This is a genomic window from Methylobacterium sp. J-090 (genome assembly GCF_022829345.1).
Classification (GTDB): Bacteria; Pseudomonadota; Alphaproteobacteria; order Rhizobiales; family Beijerinckiaceae; genus Methylobacterium.
The window spans coordinates 81139-90800 of sequence record NZ_JAKSXV010000017.1 but is presented as its reverse complement, the minus strand read 5'-3'; the positions used below and the strand labels follow the sequence as shown (position 1 = coordinate 90800).

Annotated in this window: 9 protein-coding genes and 1 pseudogene; 7 read left to right on the top strand and 3 right to left on the bottom strand. The window is 65.0% G+C overall.

Translation table 11 applies throughout. The annotated features are described in order from the left end of the window. Positions 1 to 106 precede the first annotated feature (106 nt). Together MKK49_RS01975 and MKK49_RS01970 are read right to left on the bottom strand one after the other, a co-directional pair. Entirely contained in the window at positions 107 to 832 is a 726-nt protein-coding gene (locus MKK49_RS01975) for a hypothetical protein (protein WP_244026382.1), read from the bottom strand. A gap of 270 nt (positions 833 to 1102) precedes the next feature. After that, positions 1103 to 1591: pseudogene (locus MKK49_RS01970) on the bottom strand (Arm DNA-binding domain-containing protein); the annotation flags it as partial. 92 nt (positions 1592 to 1683) lie between these two features. Here MKK49_RS01970 and MKK49_RS01965 point away from each other — a divergent pair. From MKK49_RS01965 to MKK49_RS01935, 7 genes are all read left to right on the top strand, one after another. Continuing rightward, positions 1684 to 2622 (top strand): LysR family transcriptional regulator, encoded by a 939-nt coding sequence (locus tag MKK49_RS01965; RefSeq protein WP_244026381.1) that lies wholly within the window; start codon positions 1684 to 1686, stop codon positions 2620 to 2622. 83 nt (positions 2623 to 2705) lie between these two features. Then, the gene (locus tag MKK49_RS01960; protein ID WP_244026380.1) at positions 2706 to 3440 is read left to right on the top strand and encodes a succinate dehydrogenase/fumarate reductase iron-sulfur subunit; all 735 of its coding nucleotides are present in this window, start codon (positions 2706 to 2708) and stop codon (positions 3438 to 3440) included. Beyond that, positions 3437 to 3766 (top strand): succinate dehydrogenase, encoded by a 330-nt coding sequence (locus tag MKK49_RS01955; protein ID WP_244026379.1) that lies wholly within the window; start codon positions 3437 to 3439, stop codon positions 3764 to 3766. The genes MKK49_RS01960 and MKK49_RS01955 overlap by 4 nt, the downstream gene beginning before the upstream one ends. Before the next feature lie 71 nt (positions 3767 to 3837). Continuing rightward, positions 3838 to 4107, top strand: coding sequence for a succinate dehydrogenase, cytochrome b subunit (locus tag MKK49_RS01950; RefSeq protein WP_244026378.1), 270 nt, complete (start codon positions 3838 to 3840; stop codon positions 4105 to 4107). A 9-nt stretch (positions 4108 to 4116) separates the two neighbouring features. Next, positions 4117 to 5853, top strand: a complete 1737-nt coding sequence (locus MKK49_RS01945) for an L-aspartate oxidase (RefSeq protein ID WP_244026377.1) — start codon at positions 4117 to 4119, stop codon at positions 5851 to 5853. Positions 5854 to 5895: 42 nt separating this feature from the next. Next, a complete protein-coding gene (locus tag MKK49_RS01940) occupies positions 5896 to 6855 on the top strand; it encodes a fumarate hydratase (RefSeq protein WP_244026376.1) in 960 nt (319 codons plus the stop codon). A gap of 5 nt (positions 6856 to 6860) precedes the next feature. Then, the gene (locus tag MKK49_RS01935; RefSeq protein ID WP_244026375.1) at positions 6861 to 7532 is read left to right on the top strand and encodes a fumarate hydratase C-terminal domain-containing protein; all 672 of its coding nucleotides are present in this window, start codon (positions 6861 to 6863) and stop codon (positions 7530 to 7532) included. A 515-nt stretch (positions 7533 to 8047) separates the two neighbouring features. On the opposite strand, the gene MKK49_RS01930 is transcribed toward MKK49_RS01935, so the two are convergent. Beyond that, positions 8048 to 9547 carry a CoA-acylating methylmalonate-semialdehyde dehydrogenase gene (locus MKK49_RS01930; protein ID WP_279595265.1) on the bottom strand — a complete coding sequence of 500 codons (1500 nt, stop codon included), beginning with the start codon at positions 9545 to 9547 and terminating at the stop codon, positions 8048 to 8050. Between the last annotated feature and the right edge of the window lie 115 nt (positions 9548 to 9662).

Here is a 9662-nt window from a genome sequence, read left to right as displayed (position 1 = left end):
CCTGCGAGACCAAGACATCAACCTGACGCAGCTTGGCAACAATCTCTTCAGCCGTATGCTTCTTCCGTCCCATGACAACATCCTCCACATGGCTCAAAGCCATACCTCAGGGAGGACCACTTTTCAGGGGGCAGGCCACGTCGATGATCTTCTGGGCTTCGACCGGCCCGACCATGTCATCCAGAATGCGCCTTGCTGCCGAGAATCCCCGCATGAGCCGGTCTCCGATCGTCTCTCGTTCTTCAACGTCAACGACTCGATCGCGCCCCTCATCAGGCGGCGTGTCCCGCACGGTTTCTGGAATCAGACCTCCAACTTCGATGGACTTAACGTCTCCAAGATCTCCGCCAATCTGGGAGCGATCAAATTCGGATACTAGCTCGACGAAATGATCCGGTGCAATGCTGCCAGCGCAGTCGCGGAGCAGCCAAGTCAGGTACTCTTCAAGAGCTTTCGAAGGTAACGACGAGTGGGCTATGTGGTAGACATGATCGCCGATGGCAAGCCAGTATGCCATGCCATGCAAGTACTCGGTTCCCTGAGGGGCGGCCTGTTCGGCGACGCTGAAAGCGCGCATTACATCTTCAAGTGACTGATGCTCTCGTGCTGCTGTTGCGAGAATTGCTTGCATCTTTCCTGGCGAGAAAAGGCAGAGATCTCCAAATACTGAGACGTCGTCAACATGGTGATCGTTTACAACACGTCGCGCATCTTCGTTCCCTGGAACGCCGGCCAGCCGATGGTTCACATTTTCACCAATTGCTCGGCCATCAGGGCCGCGCTGGATCAGTGCTCGTGCAATGGCTGCCGAAAGAGGATCTGCCGGAAACATGCCCTGCTCTCTTCGGAGCCGGCGATAATGGATTTTGCAACGCTTCGTCGACATCAAACACCTTATGGCCGCTCAGAGGCCAGGGTATCCCTGCGCTGGAACTTCTGTACAGCGCAGCCTGAGGTCTGACAGGAATTTTCCCCCACGTCCTGCGGTTGAGGTGGAACCACCCATTCCCAACGGTCAAGTCAGGTCTTCACGCACCGGGCATGAGCCTGCTTTGACCATTGGCAGTCTGGCGTTGGACTTCGTCACGCCGCTCGCGCTGCCTCACAGTCCTTCCACTCGCGGCCGGTCTCGCGGCAATCGAGGAAGTGGAACAGATCGCCCATCCGCCACGTCCGCACGCTTGATGGATGTCAGCGGACGATCGGCCAGGGGCTTCCAGTCCTTGAGAAGGTGACGCTCCGTTTCCTCGTAGGACTGAGGTTGCAAACGGGTCTTGGCCCGCTTGAGGTAGGCGTCAGCGACGGAGCCAAGGGTGATGCTGGCCTGTTTCTCTGCTGCTGCCTTCTCCGCTTGGGGATCATGGCCGGTTTGGGCTTTCGCTAGGATTGTTCGGGCCAGTTTCCGGGCGTCGTCAAGCGAAATGGTGTTCACGCGATCGATCGTGGTGCGCGGTGTCCGGCCATCTAGAGTCCGGTACTGCGTCCCCCACTGCCGACTACCGCCGGGGTTCAGCTTCACTCCGAAGCCGGGAAGGCTGTCGTCCCAGAAGGCTGGCTTCGGCCCTGGAGGCAGCGGAAGCGCTTCGACGGCCGGCTTCGTAAGGCGCCCTGAATTCCGGACCTTGAACGACTATGGTCTAACCGGCTGCGCTTCTCGAGTTTCGTTCAACGAAGGGTACGGGCATGTCGCTCCGGGAGCTTCGGACTTTCATCGCCGTCGTCGAGGGTGGTTCGTTCGCCGCGGGCGCACGTGCGGTCGGTCGGACGCAATCGGCCGTGACGATTCAGATCAAGCTCTTGGAGGAGGAGTTCCGGGTCATCCTGTTCGACCGCTCACGCCGCCCTCCGGCGCTCACGGCGACGGGGCGCGCTCTGCTGTCCCACGCGATCGAGGCCGTCACCGCGTACGATCGCCTGTTCCACGTCGTCTCGGATACGATGGTCGAAGGGCATCTGCGCCTGGGTGTGGTGCCGAGCGTCATGACCGGGGTGATGCCGAAGGCCTTGAAGGCCCTGCGCGAGCGCTACCCCGCCCTCCACGTCGAACTCACCATGGGCCTCTCGAAGGATCTCGTCGGGCGCGTGCAGAAGGGGGCCATGGATGCCGCGATCGTCAGCGACTTCAGGCTCTCGAACGCGGGCATGAGCTGGTCGCCGTTCGCGCGCGAACCGCTCGTGCTCATCGCTCCGGTCGATGCCCCCGCCAGGAAGGCGGAGGAGTTGCTCACGAGCTATCCCTTCATCCGCTATTCCCGCCAAGCCTGGGTCGGACAGCTCATCGAGGAGTTTCTGAAGCGGCGGAAGATCCAGGTTCACGAGGCGATGGCCCTGGACACCCTCGAAGCCATCCGGACGATGGTGCATCACGGCCTCGGCGTCTCGGTCATTCCGCAGCGTGCGACCGATCAGGCGAGCGACCTGCCGGTCCGGGTGGTTCGGTTCTCGGGCCCCACGTCCATGCGCGTCGTCGGCATCGTTCAGAGGGAGGACCACGCCAAGACCGCACTCGTCGACGTCCTGCTCGAGGTCCTGAAGCGGGAGGCCGCGCCGCATTCCGACCGGACGGACGACGCGCCTCGCCCACGTGCCCGACGATCGGCTAACTTGAAGAAAGCTCAATGAAAGGTGCAGATCTATTCGATTGTGCCGAATGAGCCGGGCGTTTAAAAATCTTCTCGAGAGAAGGTTTTTGAAGGTGACGCAGGATGCCTCGGGACACCGGCGACACGCTCGAAGTGTCTATCTGGCGAGGAGGGCAGGATGGCGCTTATCAATCCTACTCGGTTCCGAGCAGGGATAGCCAAACCGTTCTCGATGTCGTGACCTATGTGCAGCGCTACATTGATCCGACCTTGACCTACCGATTCGCCTGTCGTGTCGGGATGTGCGGATCCTGTGCGATGACGGTGAATGGTCGACCCCGGTGGACCTGCCGGACGCACGTCTCCAAGGTTTCCAAGGGCGGAAACCTGAAGATCGCTCCCCTGTCGAACCTCCCCGTGATCAAGGATCTGGCCGCCGACATGCGGCCGTTCTTCGAGAAGTGGCAGGAGGCCAAAGGCGTCTTCGAGCCAACCAAGACGCGCCACGATCCCGTCGAGGCGATCCGGCCGAATGAGCCCGCGCGCGTTGCCGCGGACGAGGGCATCGAATGCATCAATTGCGGCGTGTGCTACGCGGGCTGTGACACGGTTCGCTGGAACGCGGACTACCTCGGCCCGGCCGCGCTGAATCGCGCGTGGACGCTGATGAACGACCGGCGGGATTCGGGACAGTCGCAGCGTCTGGCGGCGATCTCGACGGACGGCGGCTGCCACGCCTGCCACAGTCACCAATCCTGCCAGGAATTCTGTCCGCAGTCGCTGAATCCGACGGGCTCGATCGCGCAGCTGAAGCGGCTGGCGACGAAGGCCTACCTGCGCGGCGAGATCGGGTCGTGAACGTCCGGCTCTACGTCTGGCAGCGCGGCACGGCCGCCCTCATGGCGCCGCTGGTGCTGATCCACCTCGCGGTGATGTTCTACGCCACGCGCCAGGGCCTGACGGCGGCAGACATCCTCGGCCGGACCCGCGGAAGCATCGCGTGGGCGTTGTTCTACGGAACCTTCGTCGCAGCGTCGGCGATCCACGCCGGGATCGGTGTTCGCGGCATCCTCGTCGAGTGGGCGCCGATCCGCCCCCGCGCCGCCGAACTGACGGCCATCGTCTTTGGACTCCTGCTCTGCGCACTGGGAATCCGGGCCGTCTACGCCGTGGTGTCGGGATGAGGACTCCGCGTGCCTACCGACGCAATGCGCTCTGGATCGCCGCGATGGGGCATCGCCTTTCGGGGATCGCGTTGGCCGTCTTCCTGCCTCTGCACTTCCTCGCTCTGGCCCTCTCGCTGGAGGCCGTACGGTTCGAGGCGTTCCTGCGCTGGACCGACGTTCCCGTCGTCAAGCTCGCCGAGGCGGGTCTCGTCTTCGCATTGGCCGTTCATTTTCTCGGCGGGCTGCGGATCCTCTTCGTCGAAAACTTCGAATGGCGCTCGAACCAGCTTCGGGTCGCCACCGCGGCGGGCGGTGTCGCCGCGATGGTCGGGTTCGCATTCCTGCTCAGGGTCCTGTGAAGGTCAGCCATGACGATCGAACGAACCCGAACGGACATCCTCGTACTCGGATCGGGCGGCGCGGGTCTCTTCGCGGCCCTGCACGCGCACGACCACGGCCACGGCAACACCGTGACCATCGCCACGAAGGGGCTTCTCGGGAAATGCGGCTGCACCCGCATGGTGCAGGGCGGGTACAATGTCGCGCTGCATAACGGCGATTCGATCGAGCGCCACTTCATGGATACGATCGAGGGCGGCAAGTGGCTGCCCGATCAGGAGCTGGCGTGGACGCTGGTGTCCAAGGCTCCGGAGCGCGTCAGAGAACTCGAGAACGAGGTCGGGTGTTTCTTCGACCGGAATGCCGACGGTTCGCTCCACGGCAAGGCGTTCGCGGGCCAGACGTTCGACCGCACCGTGCACAAGGGCGATCTGACGGGCATCGAGATCATCAACCGGCTCATGGAGCAGATCTGGAAGCGCCAGAATATCCGGAAGCTCGAGGAGCATCGCGCCCTGGCACTCGTCCCGACCTCGGCGGGGGACGCCTTGGCGGGCGTGCTGATGATGGATGTCCGTACCGGACGTCTGCACTTCGTGCAGGCGAGGGCCGTCTTGCTGGCCACCGGCGGCGGCCCGACGATGTATCGCTACCATACCCCCTCGGGCGACAAGAGCATGGACGGCCTGGCGATGGCCCTCCGGGCCGGTCTTCCGCTCCGCGACATGGAGATGGTGCAGTTCCATCCGACCGGATTGCTGGCCGGCCCCGACACGCGCATGACCGGCACGGTCCTCGAGGAGGGGCTGCGGGGAGCGGGGGGCCATCTGCTCGACGGTGCCATGCGCCGCTTCATGGCGGATTACGATCCGCGCGCCGAGCGCGCGACGCGCGATATCGTCAGCCGTTCGATCTACGCCGAGATGAAGGCGGGCCGGACCTCGCCCAACGGCGGCGTCTATATCCAGATGAGCCACCTCGGGCCGGACAAGGTCAGGAAACAGTTCAAGGGCATGGTCGATCGCTGCCGGGATTCCGGTTTCGATCTCGCGGGCGGCCTCGTCGAAGTGGTTCCGACCGCCCATTACTTCATGGGTGGGATCGTCTGCAGGGCCGATACCTCGACGGAACTCCCCGGCCTGTTCGTCGCCGGCGAGGATGCGAGCGGCATGCACGGCGCGAACCGCCTGGGTGGCAACGGCGTGGCCAACTCGACGGTCTTCGGTGGCATCGCGGGCGATGAGATGCCGCGTTGGATCGCGGCGAATGGCGGCTATCGCGCCCCGGACGAGGCCGTCCTGGCCCTGGAGGCGGAGCGGTGCCTGCACCCCTTCCGCAACGCGCCGGGGAACGTCCATGCCCTCCGGGAGCGCCTGATGGAGGTGATGTGGGACCATGTCGGCGTGATCCGCGATGCGAACGGCCTTTCGCGGGGCCTCGCCGAGCTCGATGCGATCGAGGCGGAGCTGCTTCGCACGGGTGTGGCGGACGATGACCGCGCCTTCAACTTGACGTGGCACGACTGGATGAACCTCCGTTCGCTCGTCGAGACGAGCCGGATCATCGCGTTGGCCGCACAGCGACGCGAGAATTCCCGGGGCGCGCATTTCCGGTCGGACTTTCCCGAGCCCGGCGCCTTCGAAACCTCGACGTTCACCATGATCAGGAAACGGGACGACGCGCTTCAGATCACGGACGAGCCGGTTCGCTTCACGCACGTCAGGCCGGGCCAAACACTCATCGAGCCGGTCCTGGCGGCCGAGTGATCCCGGCCCTTCGGACAAATAAAGACCTGAGGTCATCGAACCATGATCCCCCAGAGCATCATCCAAGACACCGCCGAGAAACTGATGGCCAAGGCAGCCATCGAAATTCCGGACGATTATCTCGGCGGATTGCGGCGCTGCGCCGATACGGAGCGCGGGGATCTATCCTCCTTCGTCATACAGGCGATGCTCGAGAACTACGAAGCGGCCAAGGAAGACCGCCGCGCCATGTGCGGGGATACCGGCGTGCCACGCTGGTACGTGAAGTATGGAAACGACGCGCGTCCGCAGGGGGGCCCCATCGCGGTGGAGCAGACCCTTCGCCGGGCGACCGCGACCGCGACCCGAACCGTCCCGCTGCGGCCCAATCGGGTGCATCCCCTGTGGCGGACGGACCATGACAACAACGTCGGGATCAACGCGCCCGAGATTGAGTACGCGTTCCACCCGGAGGCGGATTGGATCGATCTCACGACCGTTCACAAGGGTGGTCTCTTCGGTTCGGATTACCGCATGCTGTTTCCCGGAGACGGATTGCAGGGAATCAAGCGCTTCTTCCTCGATACCCTGATCGGCTTCGGCAAGCGCGGCCTCGCGTGCCAGCCCGCCATCGTCGGCGTCGGCCTCGGAGGATCGAAGGATACGTGCATGGTTCTCGGGAAGCAGGCTTCCTGCCTCCGGACCGTCGGCAGCCGCAACCCGGACCCCAGGATCGCCGAGCTGGAGAACGAGTTTCGCGATCTCGGAAACAGCATCGGCATGGGCGCCATGGGGTTCATGGGCTCTTCGATGGTCGTCGATTGCAACATCGAGGTCGGATACTGCCACACCGGCGGGATGCCGATGAGCGTCCACATGTTCTGCCTGTCGTCACGTCGGGCGACGGCTCGGATCCATGCCGACGGACGGGTCGACTATCGGACCGATCCCGAATGGTTCACCGCCTACTCCCGCCGCGAGACCGTCGACTGGAGTGGTCCCGTTGCGGTCGCAGCCGAGTGACGAACATGCAGAAGAAACTCAAGACGGTCGAGCTGACGCTCCCGGCCTCGACGGAAGCGCTGCGCGACCTTGAAATCGGGACGGTCGTCTACCTGACCGGCCGGCTCTTCACGGCCCGCGAAGGCGTCTACAAGCGTGCCATCGAGGACGGGGTCGGCATGCCGGCTGCCAATGTCGATCTCGGGACCGCCAATTTTCACTGCTCGCCCGCCGCGACGATCGAGCCCGACGGGCGATTCAACGTCGGTGCCGTCACCGCAACGGCGTCCTTCCGTTTCGCCAAGTGGCTCGATGGATGGTTCAAGCTATCGGGCTGCAACATCATCATCGGAAAGGGCGGTATGACATCGGAGATATACCGCAATACCTTTGTGCCGAACAACGCGATCTACTTGACGACGGTCGGTTACGGAACCGGAGCCCTTCTCGGTCGCGGGATACGAAACGTGCCCGGGGTGTACTGGCGGCAGGAACTCGGCCTGGCCCAAGCCGTCTGGGTGCTCGATGTCGAGCGGTTCGGACCGTTCATCGTCGAAAGCGATCTCGAGGGTCACTCGTTGTTCGAGACCGAGCTCGCCAAAATCACGCCCGGCCTGGACCGGCTGTACGAAGGCACCAAACCGGCGACCCTCCGTCGGTACGGTGAGACCGACGACAAGAAGGACGAGGTCATCTGACGGCAAGCGGCCCCCCGCTCCGCCGGATGGCCGAGACGGTCGGCTGAAACAAGGGACGAATCTTTCGGACCTGTCGGGGTCGGTCGAACGCCCAACCCGTCTGCCTGCGCGAACACGACGTGCGGCGCGATCGGCATCCCCGAAGGTCTCCCGGAGCAAGCCGCCGACTCTGCGCGCTGGTTCCGGTCTCTGCCCATCACCGAGGCCAATCTCGCGCTCATCCTGTCCAGGAATGCGAAGGCTCCGCTTCGACTCTGAGGCTGGTGTTCGCCGGTTTCGGCCCCGGCCGGCTCTCGCCCGATGCGATCGGCGGACGGGCGAGCGCCGCGGGGGCATCGGTCCCGTCGCGACCCCCCGCGCAGCATCGTCGTCCGCCCCCTCGGAGGAGAGCGGCGCGACCGGTCCGATGCTCGCGCCGCCGCCCGGTATCCCGGTCTGGCGCGCCCTGACGGCGGCCTCCCTCGCCGTGCGGGCGCGCGTCGCGGGCCATCCCCGCGGCGCGGCGCGCGTCAGCGCTACTTCATCGTCGGCATGACGAAGTCGGCGCCGGCGCGGATGCCGGTGGGCCAGCGGGTCGTGATGGTCTTGAGGCGGGTGTAGAAGCGCACGCCCTCGGGGCCGTGCATGTGGTGGTCGCCGAACAGCGAGGCTTTCCAGCCGCCGAAGGAGTGGAACGCCATCGGCACCGGGATCGGCACGTTGATGCCCACCATGCCGACCTCGATCCCGTGGGCGAACTCACGGGCCGCGTCGCCGTCGCGGGTGAAGATCGCGGTGCCGTTGCCGAACTCGTGCGCGTTGATGAGCGCGGCGGCGGTGGCGTAATCCGGCGCACGCGTGACGGCAAGGACGGGTCCGAAGATCTCCTCCCGGTAGATCCGCATGTCGGGCGTCACCCGGTCGAACAGGGTGCCGCCGAGGAAGTAGCCGTCCTCGTAGCCCTGAAGCTTGAGATCGCGACCGTCGACGACCAACTCGGCGCCTTCGGCGACGCCCTGGTCGATGTAGCCGCGCACCTTGTCGTAGTGCTGCCGGGTCACCAGCGGACCCATGTCGGATTCGGGGTCGGTGCCGGGACCCACCTTCAGCGCCCGAACTTTCGGGATCAGCCGTTCCATCAGCGCGTCGGCGGTCTGCTCGCCCACGGGCACCGCCACCGAGATCGCCATGCAGCGCTCCCCGGCCGAGCCGTAGGCCGCCCCCATCAGCGCGTCCACGGCCTGGTCGAGGTCGGCGTCCGGCATGACGATCATGTGGTTCTTGGCTCCGCCGAGCGCCTGGGCGCGCTTCCCCTGCGCGGTCGCCGTCGCGTAGATGTACTTCGCGATCGGGGTCGAGCCGACGAAGCTGATCGCGGCGATGTCGGAATGGTGCAGCAGCGCGTCGACCGCTTCCTTGTCGCCCTGCACGACCTGGAAAACGCCGTCGGGCAGGCCCGCCTCCGTCAGCCACTCGGCCATCAGCAGCGAGGCGCCGGGATCGCGCTCGGAGGGCTTCAGGATGAAGCAGTTGCCGCAGGCGATGGCGACCGGGAACATCCACATCGGCACCATGACGGGGAAGTTGAACGGCGTGATGCCGGCCACCACGCCCAGCGGCTGGCGCAGGGAATGGCTGTCGACGCGCGTGCCGACGTTCTCGGTGACTTCACCCTTCAGAAGCTGCGGGATGCCGGTGGCGAACTCCACCACTTCCATGCCCCGCTGGATCTCGCCCACGGCATCCGACAGGACCTTGCCGTGCTCGGCCGTGATCACGGCGGCGAGTTCGTCGATCCGCGCATCGACGAGGGCGAGGAACTTGCCGAGGATACGGGCGCGGCGCAACGGCGGCATCCGCGACCAGGCCGGGAAGGCGGCGGCGGCGGCGGCGACCGCCGCATCGACTTCGGCCGTGGCCGCGAGCGCCACGGAGCCCGTCTGCTCGCCGGTGGCGGGGTTGAAGACGGAGGCGTGGCGACCGCTCCTGCCGACGACCCGGCTTCCGTTCACGTAGTGGCCGATCTCGGTCAGCATGGCATGTCCTCGTCTTCGGGCCGCGGCGGCTCCACGGTCCGCCCATTGATGGCCGCCCCATTTTCGATCTATGAATTTTGCAACTCAACGTGCGGTATCGCTCACCTGTTGTGCG

Bases quoted from the DNA above. Each gene is read 5' to 3' on its own strand.
- MKK49_RS01975 (WP_244026382.1), bottom strand. From the start codon at position 832: ATGTTTCCGGCAGATCCTCTTTCGGCAGCCATTGCACGAGCACTGATC.
- MKK49_RS01940 (WP_244026376.1), top strand. From the start codon at position 5,896: ATGATCCCCCAGAGCATCATCCAAGACACCGCCGAGAAACTGATGGCC.
- MKK49_RS01965 (WP_244026381.1), top strand. From the start codon at position 1,684: ATGTCGCTCCGGGAGCTTCGGACTTTCATCGCCGTCGTCGAGGGTGGT.
- MKK49_RS01930 (WP_279595265.1), bottom strand. From the start codon at position 9,547: ATGCTGACCGAGATCGGCCACTACGTGAACGGAAGCCGGGTCGTCGGC.
- MKK49_RS01945 (WP_244026377.1), top strand. From the start codon at position 4,117: ATGACGATCGAACGAACCCGAACGGACATCCTCGTACTCGGATCGGGC.
- MKK49_RS01960 (WP_244026380.1), top strand. From the start codon at position 2,706: ATGCCTCGGGACACCGGCGACACGCTCGAAGTGTCTATCTGGCGAGGA.
- MKK49_RS01935 (WP_244026375.1), top strand. From the start codon at position 6,861: ATGCAGAAGAAACTCAAGACGGTCGAGCTGACGCTCCCGGCCTCGACG.